We start from the raw sequence: 18,927 nt of genomic DNA, 5'->3' as shown, positions 1-18,927 counted from the left end.
AGAAGTTACTACCTTGGCCTACCCGATATAGGTATAGAATGCTTAGTATCTACCACGCAGTTTGTTGTCAATGGAAGTAGAACTTCGTCAGCTCACGAAAGCTTTTGGGGCCAAAAGTATCCTGCGTGACGTAAGCCTCAGCGCCCACACGGGCTACTGTGTAGGTGTGCTAGGCCGCAACGGAGCTGGCAAAAGCACGCTTTTCAATTTGCTTACCAATGTGCTCTTGCCCACCAGCGGTGAAATACTGCTAGACGGTACTGCTATGGGCGAAACATTTCCGGTGGCGGTCAAGCGCCGTATTGGCGCCCTCATCAACCAAGGGCACCTTGTAGAGCAACTCACCGCCGAAGAGTACCTGCAGTTCGTAGCCCGAATCTATGAGCTACCCGACGCTACAGCCCGCATCAACAGTCTGCTCGGGCACTTGCTGGAAGACTACGACAATGTACGACGCAAGCGCCTTAGCTCCTTTTCCACTGGTATGAAGCAGAAAGTGGCCGTTGCCTCCTGCCTGCTTCACCGTCCTGAGCTGTTGATTCTTGATGAGCCCTTGAACGGATTGGACATCTTCTCGGCGGAGCGCATTCTGGAGCTGCTAGGCAGCTACCGCAGCCAGTGTCTCACGTTCGTGTCCTCACACAACTTGGCGCACATAGAGAAAATAGCCACGCATCTGTTGATTCTCGACGACAGCGAAGTAAAATACTGGGGCTCGATGGCCGACTTCCTGCGCGGGCGCGAGGCTTACCTCAACAACGCATTGCTTCAACTGCTGCACCCGGCATCCACCTCTGCCCAGGACCTGACATGGCTCACGACGGAACGCTAGGGCACTTTCTTCCCTATTTGCTGAGTCGCCGCCTAAAAGCCGTGCTCTGGCCCGATGCTGGCGGAGGGCGCGCTGCCCTCATCTTGATAGCGTCGTTGTGTGTGCTCAACGGGGTGGGCATGGCTTTCATGCTGAACCGAGAAGCGTCGCTACCCGAGGGCTTTGCCAAGCAACTGCTATTCCTGATAAATGGCATATTCTACCTGTCGGCCTTGCTAGTAGACTTTATGCCCACCTACAGACCCGTGCAGCGGCCCTTACCCGACCATTTTCCGGTGTCGGGAAAGTATAACATGGTTACGGCCTTTCTACTGGATTTAATTACCATACGTCGGCTTATCCTGCTTCTGTTTCTGCTGGTAGCACTGGTAGGCACTCCGCACGCCTGGCGCCCGCTTGGCCTCAACCTATTAGTTCTACTCAGTGCAGCTACGGTTAGCTTCAATCTACGCCTGCTGCTATCAATGGGGCGGTGGCGTCATTCGTTGTTTGCCTTAAACCTACTGTGCCTAGTAGCGGCGGCTGGTTGGCTGAGCACATTTATTACTCTTCCCTTCGCTACTACCGCGCTGACCACATTGGCCATAGCAGGCCCACTAGTGCTGTGGGGCGTGGCGCTGGCCGGATTAGGGGAGAAGTTTAGTAGTCGTTACCTCGCCACGACCCCTGAAAACAAGACCGCAAACCGATTGCTGGCCCGTCTTTCACCAGAGTGGAAGGCTTACCTGCGCAAGTGCTGGCCGGCACTGTCTGTTGCACTCGTTTTCAAAGTGACAATTCTGGTCCTTAGCAGTAGAATGACAGCCAAACATGGTGATCCACTGAACGGTATCTTTTGGATGGCCTTCCTGCCAACCATTAGCTTCACTTACGTTAACAATAATCTTTTCGGAGCAGTAGGGGCAGTGGCTGCGAATGAAATTGCTCGGTTGGGCCTAACGAAACGGCTACTGCACTTGTACTTGCGGCTGGTGGGCCCAGTGCTATTGGCTGACTGCTTGGTGTCAGCGGTGGCACTGCTGGCGTTGTTCCCGCAGGGGCGCTGGAATTTACTGGGCCTGCTACCGTTGGCAGCGGGCACTCTGCTAGTACTAGGCCTATGGGGTAGTCTCTACAAGGCCAAAGTCATCAGCAAAAGCATTGACTTTACGAACATGCGAGGCAATGCTTCTACCCTGATAAACCTGCTTAGCATAGCATCTGGGGCAGTGCTGTATTTTGTGCCGTGGTGGTGGGTACGTGTAGGTTTTGCTGCGCTGGCAATGGCTACGGCTTGGGTGCCGATTAGGCGTGTAATGCGCAATGAGGGTGCTCTCCGGCGCCAGCTCTGGCACAACTTGAAATTCTAAGCCTCTATTGGCCGCATCAAATCTGTATTTTTGCACTGAAGTTGCCGTCCGGGTTAGTTGGGCGGCATTTTCGTTTCTCCTGATACCCCTCTGCCAACCATGGATTTTATTGAACTGAGCGTGAAGGCTCCCCGCGAGCTGTCTGATATACTAGTAGCTGAGTTAGCTGAGCTTGGCTTCGATACCTTCGAGGACAACGATGATGGCTTTTGCGCCTACACGACGGAGGATGTGTTTAACCCCGATGATGTGGCGGAGGTCATGAGCCGCTACGAGGGAATAGGGGAGCTGGAGTATTCTCATCGGGTTATCACCCGCCAAAATTGGAATGCCGAGTGGGAGAAGAATTTTCAGCCCTTGGTCATTGCCGATAAGGTGTCGGTGCGGGCACCCTTCCACGAGGCCCGACCCGATCTGGAGCACGAAATTGTGATAATGCCGCGCATGTCCTTCGGCACCGGCCATCACGACACGACGGCTCTCATGATTACCAATCAACTGCACATCGACCACCAAGGCAAGCGTGTATTAGACATGGGCTGCGGCACCGGCATTCTGGCCGTAATGGCCGTGCAGCTCGGCGCCGATTACGTGCTAGCCGTGGACGTAGAACCCTGGACCGCCGAAAACGCTGCCGACAACGCCGCAGAGAACAACGTGCAGGACAAGGTAGAAGCTCGCTTGGGGGACGTAACCGCGCTGAAAGGAGAAGCTCCGTTTGATATCATTCTGGCCAACATCAACCGCAATGTATTGCTGGAAGATATGGGTGCGTATGCAGGCTACCTCAAGCCGGGTGGCCCCATTCTGTTTTCTGGTTTCTATGAAGAAGACCTCCCGCTGATTCGCGCGGCGGCCGAGAAAGCAGGCTTCCAGTATGAAAGTCACCGCACCCAAAATCACTGGGTTTCGGCCGTGTTTCGGCAGCCCGCATAACGCCTTACGCACGAAGGCAGAAGCGACACCACCCGCGCAACAATCTTGCGCGGGTGGTGTCGTTTTAGGAGCTACCGTAGCGGCACGATGCCGAGCCGTAGGAGCTAAGGGCACCCGGTTGAGCCTCAGAATGGTACAAAAGTAGGGCCCCTTATGATTGTGGTTAGGGGAGAGGCGAAGTGGCCTAAAAAGTGCAGGGTTTTGTCGAAATTGTAGGCGATTAATAAGGCTTTGACGAATTTGATATGAAGCGTACCGTTTTTGGATGGGTTTGTGCGCTGTTAGTAAGCCTGAGCTCTTCGGCTTGGGCGCAGCAGCCAAAGACCCAGCCACCTTCTAAACAAGCGGCCGGGGCGGCTCCGGCGGCACCAGCATTGCCCAAGTTTACGGGCAAGCTGAGCAGTGAGCCGCAACAATTCATGGTGGATGTGCAGTCAATGATGGCTACCACCAACAATACTGCCTCTAAGGCCGCCGGCACGCGTTTGCAGCAACTGTGGGCCACTAATAAACTCACGGCTACGCACCAGCGCTACATTATTGCACTGAGCCAGTACATGCTCACGCGGAAGTTCCGGCCCCGGCCTCACTTCGAGCATTTCTACACGGCCATTGCCGCGGGCGCGCAAGTACAGAACTTCTCCGATCAGCAGATGACGGAGTTCTTGAATGTGGTAGGCAAAACGTTGGAGAAGGAGCAGCCCACCGACGCCGAGAAGTTTCTGGCCGGTTCCGCGCAGTTTCTGGATACGAAGTTTCTGTACAAATCCCGTTACAACACGTTGCGGGTAGTAGGGGGCACATTCAGCTATGCCTACAACGAAACCGACATGCCTTCTATGGCGCCCCCGGCTCCTCCGGCAGCCCCAGTAACAGCGGCCGTCACCACCAAGCCGCTCAATACCAAAGCAACCCCCAAGAAGAAGGCCGACGCCTGGGGCGATGAAGATTTGTGGGGCGACGATCAGAAAACTACCAAAGCCACCGATTCTGGCTGGGACGCTGCCGCCACTCCTTCATATGATACCTACCTGGCACCCTCTACGCGCGGGCCAGTACTCATCATTAAAGACGCCGACCTGTTTATGGCGTCGGGGAGCGACTCTATCTACATCCGTAAAACTAGTGGAGCAGTAATTCCTACTCGCAGCCGCTTTGTCGGCTACGGCGGGCAATACGCCTGGCAGGTAAACAACAATCCCGTGACGGCAGACTTGGCGGCGTACGACTTTGACATCAGCCGGGCCGAATTTGTGGCTAACCCTGTGACGCTCACGTACCCGGCCGTGCTGGAATCACCCGTGAAAGGGTGGTTTGCCTACCGCAGCATCAAGAAAAAAACAGCTACAACGGATACGGGTTACCCGCGCTTTATTTCTGCCACTAACAACGCCCGGGTTAAGAACATCGGCGACAACATTCGCTACTATGGTGGTTTCTCTTTATCCGGCAACCGTGCACTCTCAGCGTCGCTTGATGGGGCGTTGTCGCGCATTATTGTGGAAGTGGACGGCAAGCCTAAGTTTAAGGCCTCTTCCCGCGCGTACGTTCTCGGCGACACAATTATCACGGCCCAGCATGCTGGCGTTACCATCTACCAGGACAAGCAAGACTCGCTTACCCACCCCGGCGTAAAGCTGAAGTACACCAAGAAGCAGCAAGTATTGCAGCTAACCCGCGAGGAAGGCCTGTACAAATCGACGCCTTACTACGACTCCTACCACCAAATGGAGGTGGCGGCGGAGTTGCTGACCTGGCCCGTGCGGACCCCCTACATCGACTTCTCTATCCTGACGGCTAAAAACCAAGTTACCGCCAACTTCGAATCGAAGGAGTTTTACACCAACACCCGCTACCAGCAGATCAAGGCCATCAACAAGATTCACCCCTTGCAGATGGTAGTAGGCTACAGCCAGAGCCACGGCAACGTACGGTTGTTTACCATTCAGGACATGGCCACGGCCTTGAGTCTGAAGCCGGATAACTTGCGTTCAGCTATGGCGGGCTTGGCCCGTGACGGCTACATACAGTGGTATCCCCAAACCGATCAGGTAGTGCTGTTTCCCAAGGCTACGCACTACGTAAACTCTTCACGGGGTAAGAAGGACTACGACCACATTGCCATCAAGAGCTTGTCGCCTTCGGGTAAGAATGCTACCCTCAACCTGCAAACCAATGACTTATTGGTGCGCGGTGTTGACCGCTTCAACTTCTCTGACGACTCGGTGACCGTGTTTGTGAAGCCCGATTCCAGCGTCATTCGCATCCAAAAAAACCGGGGAGTTCTGTTCAATGGTACGGTAGTCGCCTCGGCCTTTATCTTCAAAGGAAAAGAGTTTAAGTTCGACTACGATGGCTTTTACATTGATCTGGTAAAGATTGACTCCATCATTGTAAAGGGTAAAGGCTCGCGGGGTTCGGTAATGAAAGCGCGCAAGGACACCGACTTTACGCTTACCAACAAAAAGAAAACCTCGGCTGGTCGTCTCTACATCAATGCTCCCAACAATAAATCGGGGCGTAAAAAGCTGGGGGCCTACCCTTCCTTCGATGCCAGCACCGGGGCGTATGTATTCTTCGACAAGCCAGAAGTGCTAGGTGGCGCTTACGACACCACCATGTATTTCGACATTCCGCCGTTTAAGCTCGACTCGTTGAATAACAAGAACCGGGCAGCGGTAGGATTTAAGGGAACGTTTGTGAGCGGTGGCATCATGCCTAACTTCCAAACCAAGCTCACCCTACAGGAAGATGGCTCTTTGGGTTTTAATTACAACGTGCCGAAAGAAGGATTCCCGCTTTACGGTGGCAAAGGGCGCCTATTTAACAAGGTGACCATGAGCAACCGTGGCTTGCAAGGGATTGGCAACGTGAAGTACCTGACTGGCGACTTCACCAGCGACCAGTTTATTTTCTACCGAGACTCAGTGGTAACGGTTGGTAAGTCGGGTACTATTCTGCCCGGTCCGCTGAACGGGACGGAATACGCGAAAGTAAGCCTGCTGCCCGGTTACCAAATGAAGTGGGCCGTGAAGCAAGACTCTATGTATTTGAGCAGTGCCGACGGTAGCCAGGCCCAGAACTTAAAGCTGTACGACAATACCTACGGTTTCAGAGGTACACTGGCCTACACACCAGGCGGCCTCTACGGAAACGGCCGGGTAGATGGTCCGCAGTCGTTTATTCGTTCTACGGCGCTGCTGTTTAAGCCTACGCGCTACACCGGCAAAAACTCCACCCTTAGTATTAAGTCTGCGGAGGTGAACAAGCCTGCTCTGACGGCCAACAACGTATCATTTACCTCGGACCTAAAAGCGGGTAACACGGAATTTGCCCGGGAGGATGGCGATAACAAGTCTAGCATTGATCTGCCGTACTCTCAGTACCGAACTACCCTCTCGGGTGGTAAGTGGGACTACAAAAAGAAGCTGGTGCAGTTGCGCGTAGCGCCCGGCGCCGACTCCTCGCGTTCCTTCTTCTACAGCACCAAGCCCGAGCAGCATGGCTTGAAGTTCCAAGCCGCTACGGGCCAGTACGACCTGAGCCGCTACCGCCTGGTAGCGGGTGGAGTGCCCCGCATTGCCGCCGCCGACGCCTGGATTTCGCCCGACTCCAACAAAGTGTACATCCTGCCCAACGCGGAAATGCGGGCCTTCCAAAATGCCGAAGTGGTGATGGATACCCTGCACAAGTACCACAGCTTGTACAAAGGCGAAATCAAAATTCAGTCGCGCAATGCTTTTACCGGCAATGCCCTGTACAGCTATAAAAACGCTTCTGCTGATTCCTTCGCCATCAAGTTCGCCAACTTCGCCGTCGATTCTACGGCTATGCTAGCTATGAGCGGCAAAGCTGGCAAAGCAAGCCGTGGCCTGCTCAAGCGCAACACAACGGGGGATGAGCTACCAGCGTCGCCGCCTACGACGGCCGTTGCTACCTTACTCGCCACCGACAAGTTCCGACTGGCTCCGCGCATTGCTTACCGTGGTGGCGTGAAGATGAACTCGCAGAAGCGAGGCTTTATTTTCGATGGACAAGCCAAGCTGGATTTTGTGAAAAACCCAGCCTCGTCGGACTGGTTTGCGGTGCAGGATAGTATTGACCCGAAAGGCATTCGCATCAAGCTAGGTGAGCCCAAGGCGGAGGATGGTACCCCCATGCTCACAGGCTTGTTCTTGGCCGATAATACGACGAAGGTGTACCCGCTGTTTGTAGCCCCCAAGCCCGGCGTCACCGACCTGAACATCTTTGAAGTAGATGGCACACTGACGTACGACCAGAAGAAACGGCAGTACGCCATCAGCCGCCACGAGGCTACCGACCCAGATGTGTACGAAGGCGCCGTAATGACCCTGAACGACTCAACTGGAGCTTTGAATTTCCGGGGTAAGCTCAACCTAATCAACTCCAACAAAGACTACACGCTGGCCGGCGCCGGCCTAGGCTATGCCAAACCCGACAGCGCCATCTACGACCTAGACGCGTTCTTGGCCTTCGATATTAACCTGCCTGAAAAAGCGGTGGAAGCTATGGGCAACGATATGGCTACTAATGCCAAGGGCTTGCCTGAGGCGCTGGTTGGCTCACAGGCGCAGCTGTATAAGATGGCGGAGTTCATTGGCAACAAGGCTACCCTGGAATACAGCAACCGCAAAGGGAACTATACGCCCCTACAAAAGGTGTCGCCTAAGTTTCTGCATACACTGGTGCTTAGCGAGGTGAAGCTGCGCTGGAACGAGAAGTTCAAGGCTTGGTACTCAGTTGGAAAGATTGGCCTAGTGAGCATTGGTAAGAAAGATATCAATGCCATGATTGACGGCTACATTGAAATCAAGCGGGAAAGCACCGGCGACGCGGTAGAGCTATACTTGGAGGCCGAGCCCCAGACGTGGTACTACCTCAAGTACCAGAACAACGTGATGCTGGCCAAAGCCCAACATGGTTCCTTCGATGAAATCATTGGTCTGAAAGCGAAAGGCGACTACAACACGGCCACGGAGTACGGCTTCTACCTCGGAGATGACCAAGAGGTGCAAACTTTCCTCAACCACTTCCGCAAAGACTTCCTTAAAGAAACAGGTAAGCGCAAAGTGAACGTGGCCCAGCCACAGAGCACCGGCAACTTCGACTTTATGGAAGGTGGCGACAAGAAGAAAAAGAAGAAAAACAAAGAGGACGTCGTAGCTGACGATGCTAACGCTGATGCCGCGCCAGTTGAGGAAACGGGTAAGAAAAAGAAGAAAAAGGATGAACCCGCAGCTGATGCTGACCCGGCCGATGCTCCCATGGAGGACACTGGCAAAAAGAAAAACAAGAAGGCCGATGTAGCCCCAGCAGACGATGCCACGGCGCCAGCGGATGAGCCGAAGAAAGAGAAGAAGGAAAAGAAAGTGAAGGAGAAGAAAAAAGACCCCAACGACCCCTTCGGCGACGAATAAACAAAACCGCCCTGCTGGCTTGCTAGCAGGGCGGTTTTGTTTGTAGGGAGGCCAAAGCAAACAATACTCTGCCGAGAATACTCTGCCCCAACCCCTCTACTATTGCCGCGTATCTTTGTCCTATAGCTCGACACCTACTCCCACCCGTCCATGAATTTTCCCCTCATTTTAGGGTTGCTGCTAGCAGCCTACCTTATTGGTTCCATCCCAACGGCTCTGTGGGTAGGACGCTGGTTTTACGGCCTCGACATTCGGGAGCATGGCTCCGGCAACTCCGGCGCTACCAATACCTTTCGGGTACTGGGCAAAAAGCCCGGCTCCGTGGTAATGGCCATTGATGTGCTGAAAGGATGGGCCGCTACCTCCCTGGCTGGCGTAATGCTCAACCAGGGGGCTATTCAGCCAGAGCAGTTGCTTTACTTCCAACTGGCATGTGGAGTGCTAGCCGTGCTAGGCCATATTTATCCCATCTACGCGGGGTTCCGGGGAGGGAAAGGAGTAGCTACGGTACTGGGCATGATGCTGGCTATTGCGCCCGCCACAGTAGGCGTCTGCATTCTGGTATTCATTGCCATGCTACTAGCCACGCGCTACGTGTCCCTGTCGTCCATGACCGCTGGAGTTGTATTTGCTCTGCTCCAGCTGCTACCCCAGTTTCGGCCCGACAACTCATTGCTGCTCTGGTTTGGCTTCGTGCTGGCCGCCCTGCTCGTGTACACCCACCGCGCTAACATCGGCCGCCTGCGCACCGGCACCGAAAGCCGCGTGCCCATGCCCTGGGATAAAAAGTAACTTACACTGTCAGCGAGAGTGACTGGACAATTAGCAAGTAAAAGCTAGAAGCAAACAGTAACTCCAGAATTCGACTGCACACGTTGCTTACCTACTGGCCGAAATATGGAATACCGCTTATGTTCCTCTTAACAATTATGGCCACTGTCCTCATGACTGAGTAGGGTAAGTTTCCCGCCGACATAGTAGTACCGCTTATCCTATCCCTACTTCTGCTGATATGATCATTAGTGATAAGCTACTTAATCCATTTTGTATATCTGACGGAAGAAGAGCTAATAATTAAACGTTGTAGAAAAGGACTAACATATCCATGTGCCGCTCTTAAATCCAGGTACTGTCTCTTTCTTATCCTCTATGTTGTAGAGACGCGCGACGGGAAAAACGCCTGTTTCTGCCCCGTCTATCACCAGTGCAGAAGAACTTACTCAGTTTTTAAGGATAAATGGAGTCAGTGCTCATCTGTTACCTTTACCCCCGCATTTCCAACTAACCCCACCGCCGCATGGCTTCTTACCTCGAGCAGAACCAAGAGCGTTTCCTGAGTGAGCTGATTGACTGGCTCCGCATCCCTTCCGTATCCGCCGATCCTAAGTTTCATGGCGACGTACTGCGCGCCGCCGAGTACCTGAAAACCCGTTTCGAGGAAGTGGGCCTGCAGAACGTGGAGCTGTGCCCCACGGCTGGTAATCCCATTGTATACGGCGAGAAAATGATCGACCCCAGCCTGCCTACGGTGCTGGTGTACGGCCACTACGACGTGCAGCCTGCCGACCCGTACGAGCTATGGACCTCCGGACCTTTCGAGCCTGTTATTAAAGACGGCAAAATCTACGCCCGTGGCGCCTGCGACGATAAAGGTCAGGTGTACATGCACGTGAAAGCCCTGGAGGTGATGAACCAGGAAGGCGGTGTGCCTTGCAACGTCAAAATCATGATTGAAGGGGAGGAGGAAATCGGCTCCAATAACCTAAGCATCTTCGTGCGCAACAACAAGGAGAAGCTCAAGGCCGATGTTATTCTGATTTCTGACACGGGTATGCTAGCCAACGACCAGCCCAGCATTGAGGTAGGGTTGCGCGGCCTGAGCTACCACGAAGTAGAAGTAACCGGCCCAAACCGCGACCTGCACTCCGGCCTCTACGGCGGTGCCGTGGCAAATCCTATCAATGTGCTGTGCAAGATGATTGCCTCCCTGCACGACGAGAACAACCACATCACCATCCCGGCCTTTTACGACAAGGTAGCCGTGCTGAGTGAGGAGGAGCGGGCCGAGTTGAACCGCGTACCGCATTCTGACGAAGAGTTTAAGCAAAGCATCGGCCTACCCGCTACGTACGGGGAAGAAGGCTACACCACAGTGGAGCGCATCGGCATCCGGCCCACGCTGGATGTGAACGGCATTTGGGGTGGGTACACCGGCGAGGGTGCTAAAACCGTTATTGCTTCCAAGGCCTACGCCAAGATTTCTATGCGCCTGGTGCCCCACCAGACCTCCGATGAAATCACGGAAATCTTCCAGAAGCACTTCGAGAGCATTGCGCCTGCTGGCGTAACGGTAGTAGTAAAGCCTCACCATGGCGGAGAGCCGGTAGTAACGCCTACCGACTCAGTAGCCTATAAAGCCGCCGCCGATGCAATGGAAACTACTTTTGGCAAGCGGCCTATTCCTACCCGTGGGGGAGGCTCTATTCCAATCGTCGCTATGTTCAAAACTGAACTAGGGCTGGATACGGTGCTGCTAGGCTTCGGCTTGGACTCCGATGCCATCCATTCGCCCAATGAGCACTACGGTGTGTTCAACTTTCTAAAGGGTATTGAGACGATTCCGCATTTCTACCGCAACTACGCGGCAGCAGTACAGCAGTAAGTCTGGGCCACTACCCCAGCAAACTGGAAGAGGCATCCGCTGCAGCGGATGCCTCTTCCAGTTTGCTGGGGTAGGAGAAGCGGGTAGGACTGGGGTAGTAGAGGACACTTCTGGAGCTGTGGGGGCTGGGCGGTCTTTGCCTCGGATGGCGCGAACCAGCTTAGAGGGCCCTGTGTAAAGTAAAAACCTAACTCCTTTAAAGAGTAGAACCGGCGTCTTCACAAACACTAGCTTGGCTGTTCCTACAGCAAAGTGGCCGCTGCCCCTTACTATTTTGATGGGCTCTACCACATAACCTAGGTAGAACTCCATGGCGCTGTTACGGAGTTGTACCTGGCTACTACCCGCCAAGTCTACGCGACGATACACGTTGCTGAGGCCACCTATGTAGCGCCATCCTACCATCAGGCCCGTAGTATCTTGGTAGCCAAACCCTACCAGAAAGCCCATGTCTTGAGGGTTGAAGGCCGCACGGCCGATGGCAGTACGCTGCTCCTGCACCGGCTTGGCCGACAGAAGACGACCATACTGCCCGCCGCCCTCAAAGAAAATATCACCAAAGTGGTACTGGGCTACTACTGGGATGGTGAGGTAATTTAGCTGATGGCCTAATGAAGGACCGTAGCTAGTACTGTTGTCGCCGCGCTGGGCGTAGAGGGCTTCAACTTGTATGCCTAGGTGCTTATAAGGCCTCAACCGAAGAGCTAACCCACCCTGGCAGCCAAACCGAAGGGTACTGCCGGTAGCATCGCGCCCAATGGCATTGGCAATGGCAACTCCGCCTTTAAGACCTGTCAACACGCTTTGAGCTTGAACAATAGAGGTGCCTAGCAAAAGGAATGCAAGCAAAAAGCAATAGACGATACGCATAAGTATAAGAGATATATATATATATACTTTTATTAAACGGTACTGCCGCACTGCTTAGTATAAGCCAATGCGTAGTTCCCAACCCGCATAACACACAACTACCCGACCTCCGCAGTAGAAGATCGGGTAGTTGGCTAGGAAGCTAGCTGCAAGCTACTTGCTAGGGATGAGGTAGCCCAAGGAAAGCTGAACTGCTGAATGACGAGCGTTTTGCAAGTCACCGTCGAAATAGGTGCCGTTATCACCTTTCACAAAGTCGCTGAAGGCACCGGTGTAGCGCAGGTTTAGGCTCACACCATTATCGGCCTGGTAGCCGATGCCCGCCACATATCCAAGCTCGCTACGGTTTAGGCCATCCAAATCCTTTTTATTCTGCGTTTCAGAAGTACGAGGCGAGCCACCAAGGGCCGGATAAGTAGTCGTTCTGGTTTCGTTGTTAGCGCTAAGCAGGTAGCTATACTGCGGGCCTGCTTCTACAATAAAGCCGCCCGCATTCACTTTCAGCAAAACGGGTACGTCGAGGTAATTGTAGTTTACTTTGCCTTCGCGCTTCTGCTTAGCTCCAATCAGGTTGGTATACTCTGTTGGCTTGTTCTCGAAGCCCTTCTGTGAGTACAGAACTTCGGGCTGAATAGAAAAGAATCCGTCGCCGGTGACATCGGCGTTCAGCATCACGCCCCCTAGCAAGCCTAGCTTGTTATTGTAAGTGTTTTCGTTGCGTACGTTACCAGCTAGGTTGGAATAGTTAGCGCCGGCACGCAGGCCCAGACGTACGCCTTGGGCTTGGGCAGAGGAGGCTGCGGCTACAGTAAGCAGGACAGCGGCAGTTAGCAGTTTCTTTTTCATGGTGCAACTAGAGTGGTGAAGGTGAGAAAATGTGCACGTGTTTAGACTAGACTAAAAGTGTGCCAAGTACCCGTTACTACCACGCAAAAGCCCCACCCAGGTAGCTGGATGGGGCTTTTGCCACTGTAAATGCGCAATGCTATTTACTGGGAATAAGGTAGCCCAAGGAAAGCTGAAACACCGAGTTGCGAGCGTTTGATAGCTCACCATTGCGGTAGCTATTGTTCTTGGCAAAGTCCGTGAACGAGCCATTGTAGCGCAGACCCAGTAACACTCCTATATCTGACTGAAAGCCCAGACCGGCAGCATACCCAATCTCGTTGCGGTTCACATTGTCGAGGTCGGCTTCTCCCGAGCCTCGGGCAATAACGTTGCCGTTAAGTGTCTGAGTCGACTCATCTTTCACCTTCAGCAAGTAGCTGTACTGCGGGCCTGCCTCGAAGAACAAGCCACCGGCCTTTAGCTTCAGGAGCACTGGCACATCAATGTAGTTGTAAGTAACGCTACCGGTGTTCTTGTACACGCCAAAGGCGTAGCTGTCATTATAATCGAAGCCTTTCTGCGAAAACAACACTTCTGGCTGCAAGGACAGGAACCCGTCATCAAGCAAGCCTACGTTGAGCATCAGGCCGCCATGAAACCCCACTTTGTTGTCGTACCCATCATCGTTGGTAAGGTCGCCCGACAGGTTGGACAAGTTGGCTCCCCCCTTAATTCCTAAACGGACTCCCTGCGCTTGGGCAGTGGAAGTTACGGCAACAGCAGCCAGCGCAAAAGCTAGCGCGCATACGGTTTTTTTCATGATGATAAAAAAGCAAATGTTTGAAAATGAACCGCTAACAAGCTAAGTAAGCACGTCAGTAGTAGCTTAAACGAGGCGGCTCGAAAAAAGAATATGTTCCGTAAACAAAAAAGCTGCCCCGTCGCCAGGGCAGCTTTGCTTGATTGTTCTAGTCGCCTAGCGAGTAGGGATGAGGTAGCCAAGCTGGAGAGTGAAGGCGTTGTTGAATGCCTTCGGCTCGTTGTCTTGGTCTTTCGTGTCAATGAGGGAGTTGAAGCCACGAGCGTAGCGCAGGCCCAGGCTAACACCGCCGTCGGTCATGTACCCTATGCCAGCCACGCCGCTGATGTCGAACTGTGCTAAGTCAGACTTAGACGACTCGCCACGCTTGATGCCGCTGTAGTCCAAGAAGCCCCCGTCGTTGTCAGCCTTATTCTTGGTGCCGTCTGTGTATTTAGTGGTCGTTTGCTGCTTGTTCTTCGAGCCAAACAAATAGCTTACTTGTGGGCCTAGTTCGAAAAACAGACCGCCCGCGTTAATCTTGGCAAGCAGCGGCACATCCAAGTAGTGCAGCACGCGTTTCTGTTCTATTTCGCGGCTTTCAACGGTCTTACCGTTTTCAGTACCTAGGTTGCCTGTCTGCTTCGACTGAATTTCGTAGCCCTTCCGGTTGTAAAGAAGTTCGGGTGAGAAAGAGAAGAAGCCGTCGCTGCTCAGGGGGATGGTCAAGGAGATACCACCGTTGTAACCTAGTTTGTAGTCGCCTAAGTCGGTGCTGTAGTTCGGACCGGTAATCTGGCTTACGTTGTCGCCGGAGATATTGGAATATGTACCGCCAACTTTAACGCCGATCCGGAAACCTCCGGCGTCCTGGGCGTGAGCCAATGAAGCGGCCGAAGCTAGAACTACCGTGAGAGCTGCAATTTTTTTCATGGGAAAAGAAGAATGGGAAACAACACCTACAAAGACCACTTCACTGACCACTACAGCCACGTTCCTCGTGGTTTTCAAGGCATCATAGCGTAAAAACAGGGGTTTAGTTGCGGTTAAGTCCTGATTTAGGTAAGAATTAGCCTAATAGTAACTAGCAAGTATTAGCGAAGTACAACAGCAAGAGCACGTTGCAATTTTTGATAAAACTCTGACCTCATTGTTCAGCTTCGGTTGCTGCCGTCGCGCATCCGGTCAGTTTTCTTATTTTTGAAACGCTGGTTTTGCTTCCATATGACGATTCGCCTTAGAGTAGTAGCAACTGGGTTGCTCGGGATAGTGGGGGTAGGCAAGGCCCATGCACAACAGCAGCAAACGCCAGTGGGCCCGCTAGTGCTAGGTGCTTACGCGCAAGGAAGCTTTATACTAGCGCACACTCCTGCCGTAAAGCACCTCGCCGTATCGCACCCTACGGGCCTTGAGCTGAACGTACAGCGTCAAACGAACGGGTCGGCGCCGTGGCATGCGTGGTACCGCTACCCTAAAGTGGGGCTTGCTCTGGTGTACTACGATTACCACAATACTGTACTAGGGCGCTCCTACGCGGCTACCATGTACATCAACAAGAGCTTCTGGCGCACGCAGCGGCAGGAACTGAGCTTTCGCCTAGGTACGGGTGTGGGCTTCTTTCCCATTCGCTACGACCAAGCCACCAACCACAAGAACACCATCATCAGCTCTCGCCTGAATGCTACCATTCAGTTTCGGGCTGAATACGACGTAGCTCTTTCCGAGCATCTTGGGCTTATGCTGGGTGCTGGCCTCAATCACTACTCCAATGGTGCCACCACGAAGCCCAACTTTGGCATTAACTTGCCCACCGTACTCCTGGGCTTCAACTATCACCAGCAGCGGCCCTTCACGCCCTTACCCCCCGACCCCGCCTCCGAGCCTACCGATGTGGGCCACAATCGAGTGGAGCTGAGCACTACTGTGGGAATAAAGCAACGCAACGAAACCGACCGGCGCAAGTACCTAGTCAACTCACTCACACTCGCCGCAACTCGCCGCCTCAACCGCAAAAGTCTGCTCACGGCGGGCTTAGAGGGTTTTTACGACCGGAGCTTGTCGGCCCAATTGCGTGATACCGCCCGCACCAACGAAAAGCTCCCAGACGTAAAAAAAGCAGGCGTATACATTGGGCACGAACTCCTATTTGGTCGGCTCTCCTTCGTTTCGCACCTGGGCTTCTACGTCTATAATCCCTATAAATCCAACAAGTTCTACTACGAGCGCCTGGGCTTAAAATACTACTTCACTGATCGGGTATTCGGCAACGTAGATTTGAAAGTGCACCGTGGCTCCGCCGATGTAATAGAATTCCGGGTCGGGGCCCGGTTGTAGGTTAATATACCTGGGTACGCTCCACGCGTAAGGGCAGGCTATGTAGGACGAAGGGTTATGCTTCTACCAAGTTGCGGTTGATGCGCTTTATAAGGGCTGGCCCCTCGTAGATAAAGCCCGAATAGAGCTGGATCAGAGACGCACCGGCCGCCAGCTTTTCTAGCGCATCGGCCGGAGAGTGGATACCACCAATCCCGATAATCGGAAGGTGGCCTTGGCTGTGGTAATGCAGGTAGCGAATAACCTCGGTAGCGCGCTGGCGCAAGGGCCGCCCGCTCAGGCCGCCGGCCCCAAGGGTGTGCACATGGTCTGCTGGCGTACTCAGTCCGTCCCGGCTGATGGTGGTATTCGTAGCAACGAGACCATTCAAGTCCGTTTCCCGCGCAATAAGCAAGATATCATCAAGCTGGGAGTCGGTGAGGTCAGGTGCTATTTTAAGCAGCAAGGGACGAGGGCGGGGTAGGGACTGGTTGCGCTCCTGCACCTGTTGTAGCAATTGAATAAGCGGCTCCCGCTCTTGGAGTTGGCGCAGGCCTGGCGTATTCGGCGACGATACATTGACCACGAAATAATCGACCACTTCGTGCAGGGCCTCCACACACGCTACGTAATCCTGGGCCGCTAGCTCATTGGGCGTGTCTTTGTTTTTGCCAATGTTGCCGCCAATGATGATGTCTGACTGCCGTTTGCGTAAGCGAGCTGCCGCAGCCAAGGCCCCCTCGTTGTTAAAGCCCATGCGGTTGACCAAGGCTTCGTCCTGGGGTAGCCGAAACAAGCGTGGGGCTGGGTTACCAGGCTGGGCACGCGGGGTTACCGTTCCAATTTCCACAAAACCAAAACCGAGCGCAGCTAGCTCATCTGTAACCATGGCGTTCTTATCGAGGCCAGCTGCTAGCCCAACGGGGTTGCGGAACGGAAGCCCAAATACTTCGCGCTCTAAGCTAGGATGCTGAAAGTCGTACAGTGCCCGCAGGAGGGCCATGCCGCCGGGTACTGCACTGGCCCGTTTCAGGTTGTCGAGTACCAAATGGTGAGCCTGCTCGGCATCTAGCCGGAACAGCAACGGTTTGAGCAGCGCTTTATACATGGTGTTGCAAAGCTACGGGTGAAATTGAGAAGTAGCGATGTGAAGCGGAGGCTCTGCCGCCACAGTCAACGACACTGCTGCTATTCTACTTGGTTGTAGCCTGAATTACTTCCTAGCCGGCCCAGCCTTCCCTATCTAAGCTGCGGTATTGAATAGCTTCGGCTAAGTGCTGAATCTCGATGTCGTCGGTGCCCGCCAAATCGGCAATAGTACGCGCTACTTTCAGGATACGGTCGTACGCGCGGGCCGAAAGGCCCAGGCGCTCCATGGCCGTTTTAAGTAGCGTAAGGCCCGCCGGGTTAATTCGGCAAATGTCCTTTACCATTTGCGACGGCATCATGGCGTTGGAGTGGATATCAGGAAAGTCCCTGAAGCGCTTAGCTTGGCACTGCCGGGCTAGTTCTACCCGCTTCTGAATGTCGTGGCTAGATTCTGAACGCCGCGTTTCCGTCATTTGGTCAAACGTGACCGGCGTCACCTCCACGTGCAAATCAATTCGGTCCAACAGTGGCCCGCTCACTTTGTTAAGGTAGCGCTGCACAACTCCTGGCCCGCACACGCACTCTTTCTCCGGGTGGTTGTAGTACCCACAGGGGCACGGATTCATGGAAGCAATGAGCATGAAGTTGGCGGGAAAGTCAATACTCAGCTTGGCCCGTGAAATAGTTACGCGGCGCTCCTCCAGCGGCTGGCGCATTACTTCCAGCACCGTCCGCTTAAACTCGGGTAGCTCATCTAGAAAAAGCACGCCGTTGTGAGCCAAGGAGATTTCGCCCGGCTGTGGATTACCGCCCCCGCCTACTAGCGCTACGTCGGATATCGTGTGGTGCGGGGCCCTGAAGGGACGCATGTTCAGCAAGGAGGCGTTGGCTCCCAACTTGCCAGCCACGGAATGTATTTTGGTGCTTTCCAGGGCCTCCTGCATGCTGAGAGCAGGCAAGATGCTAGGCAACCGCTTCGCCAGCATGGTTTTGCCCGCACCAGGAGGACCAATCATGATAACGTTGTGACCACCAGCCGCAGCAATTTCCAAAGCCCGCTTGATGTTCTCTTGGCCTTGTACGTCGGCAAAGTCGGCGGCGTATTGATTGGCCGTATGCTGAAAAACCTCCCGTGTATCTATCATCACCGGCTCAATAACTTGGCGACCTTCTAGAAAGTCGACGGCCTCCTGCATGGTATCGACGGGAATGACGTCGAGGTTGTTGACAATGGCTGCTTCCTGGGCGTTTTCCTTGGGCAGAATGAAACCCTTAAATCCTTCTTTGCGCGCCTGAATAGCAATAGGAAGCACCCCGCGAACTGGACGTAGAGCACCATCAAGGGCTAGCTCGCCCATTACTATATACTCCCCTAGCCGCTCGGTAGTAAGCTGTTGGGAGGCGTGCAAAATGCCTAGCGCAATGGGCAAATCATACGCGGAGCCCTCCTTGCGAATATCGGCAGGAGCCATATTTACGACTACCTTGGTACGGGGCATCCGGTAGTTCTTAAACTTGAGAGCGGCCTCTACCCGTTGTTGGCTTTCTTTGATAGCATTATCGGGCAGGCCCACAACGAAAAAACCAGTGCCTTGTGATACAACTACTTCAATAGTAATAGTATAAGCATTAACTCCCTGCACGGCAGAGCCGTAGGTTTTAGTAAGCATGAAACAGGATAGATCTAATGGTTAAATGGGTGCTACGCAAAGCGAAGTTACTAATATCATTGGTCCGTTGGTATACATAAAGTCTAACTTTGCATGCACGAAAAAAGGCCACCCCAGGGTGGCCTTTTTTCGTGTACATGA

General features: G+C 53.7%; 13 protein-coding genes. 7 read left to right on the top strand and 6 right to left on the bottom strand.

Going from position 1 to position 18,927, the window contains the following annotated elements; all coding sequences use genetic code 11:
• The first annotated feature begins 70 nt into the window (after positions 1-70).
• The 6 genes from CHB83_RS22210 (at position 71) to CHB83_RS22185 (ending at position 11,217) form a co-directional block, all read left to right on the top strand.
• The gene (locus CHB83_RS22210) at positions 71-832 is read left to right on the top strand and encodes an ABC transporter ATP-binding protein (protein ID WP_089334347.1); all 762 of its coding nucleotides are present in this window, start codon (positions 71-73) and stop codon (positions 830-832) included.
• Positions 811-2,181: a hypothetical protein gene (locus tag CHB83_RS22205; protein WP_089334346.1), complete on the top strand. Its 1,371-nt coding sequence runs from the start codon at positions 811-813 to the stop codon at positions 2,179-2,181. The genes CHB83_RS22210 and CHB83_RS22205 overlap by 22 nt, the downstream gene beginning before the upstream one ends.
• A 99-nt stretch (positions 2,182-2,280) precedes the next feature.
• Positions 2,281-3,117: a 50S ribosomal protein L11 methyltransferase gene (prmA, locus tag CHB83_RS22200; RefSeq protein WP_089334345.1), complete on the top strand. Its 837-nt coding sequence runs from the start codon at positions 2,281-2,283 to the stop codon at positions 3,115-3,117.
• 245 nt (positions 3,118-3,362) lie between these two features.
• Positions 3,363-8,555: a hypothetical protein gene (locus CHB83_RS22195; protein ID WP_089334344.1), complete on the top strand. Its 5,193-nt coding sequence runs from the start codon at positions 3,363-3,365 to the stop codon at positions 8,553-8,555.
• Between the two features lie 150 nt (positions 8,556-8,705).
• On the top strand, positions 8,706-9,347 hold the full coding sequence (gene plsY, locus CHB83_RS22190) for a glycerol-3-phosphate 1-O-acyltransferase PlsY (RefSeq protein WP_089334343.1): 642 nt from the start codon (positions 8,706-8,708) through the stop codon (positions 9,345-9,347).
• Between the two features lie 505 nt (positions 9,348-9,852).
• Positions 9,853-11,217 (top strand): dipeptidase, encoded by a 1,365-nt coding sequence (locus tag CHB83_RS22185; protein ID WP_089334342.1) that lies wholly within the window; start codon positions 9,853-9,855, stop codon positions 11,215-11,217.
• Here the strand turns inward: CHB83_RS22185 and CHB83_RS22180 are convergent.
• The 4 genes from CHB83_RS22180 to CHB83_RS22165 all read right to left on the bottom strand — a co-directional run bounded on the left by CHB83_RS22180 (position 11,155) and on the right by CHB83_RS22165 (position 14,647).
• Positions 11,155-12,066 carry a porin family protein gene (locus tag CHB83_RS22180; protein WP_179225607.1) on the bottom strand — a complete coding sequence of 304 codons (912 nt, stop codon included), beginning with the start codon at positions 12,064-12,066 and terminating at the stop codon, positions 11,155-11,157. The genes CHB83_RS22185 and CHB83_RS22180 overlap by 63 nt on opposite strands.
• A 174-nt stretch (positions 12,067-12,240) precedes the next feature.
• Positions 12,241-12,933 carry a porin family protein gene (locus CHB83_RS22175; RefSeq protein ID WP_045689387.1) on the bottom strand — a complete coding sequence of 231 codons (693 nt, stop codon included), beginning with the start codon at positions 12,931-12,933 and terminating at the stop codon, positions 12,241-12,243.
• Positions 12,934-13,072: 139 nt separating this feature from the next.
• A complete protein-coding gene (locus tag CHB83_RS22170) occupies positions 13,073-13,735 on the bottom strand; it encodes a porin family protein (RefSeq protein ID WP_089334340.1) in 663 nt (220 codons plus the stop codon).
• Positions 13,736-13,891: 156 nt separating this feature from the next.
• Positions 13,892-14,647, bottom strand: coding sequence for a porin family protein (locus CHB83_RS22165; protein WP_089334339.1), 756 nt, complete (start codon positions 14,645-14,647; stop codon positions 13,892-13,894).
• A 291-nt stretch (positions 14,648-14,938) separates the two neighbouring features.
• Between CHB83_RS22165 and CHB83_RS22160 the strand changes: the two genes are divergently transcribed.
• On the top strand, positions 14,939-16,048 hold the full coding sequence (locus CHB83_RS22160) for an acyloxyacyl hydrolase (RefSeq protein ID WP_089334338.1): 1,110 nt from the start codon (positions 14,939-14,941) through the stop codon (positions 16,046-16,048).
• Positions 16,049-16,103: 55 nt separating this feature from the next.
• Here CHB83_RS22160 and CHB83_RS22155 read toward each other — a convergent pair whose 3' ends face one another.
• Both CHB83_RS22155 and CHB83_RS22150 read right to left on the bottom strand, forming a co-directional pair.
• Positions 16,104-17,135 carry a quinone-dependent dihydroorotate dehydrogenase gene (locus CHB83_RS22155; RefSeq protein ID WP_045689383.1) on the bottom strand — a complete coding sequence of 344 codons (1,032 nt, stop codon included), beginning with the start codon at positions 17,133-17,135 and terminating at the stop codon, positions 16,104-16,106.
• 112 nt (positions 17,136-17,247) lie between these two features.
• Entirely contained in the window at positions 17,248-18,786 is a 1,539-nt protein-coding gene (locus CHB83_RS22150; RefSeq protein WP_089334337.1) for a YifB family Mg chelatase-like AAA ATPase, read from the bottom strand.
• Between the last annotated feature and the right edge of the window lie 141 nt (positions 18,787-18,927).

The organism is Hymenobacter mucosus (assembly GCF_900188255.1).
GTDB classification, from domain to species: Bacteria; Bacteroidota; Bacteroidia; order Cytophagales; family Hymenobacteraceae; genus Hymenobacter; species Hymenobacter mucosus.
This window is presented reverse-complemented; position numbering and strand designations above follow the sequence as displayed.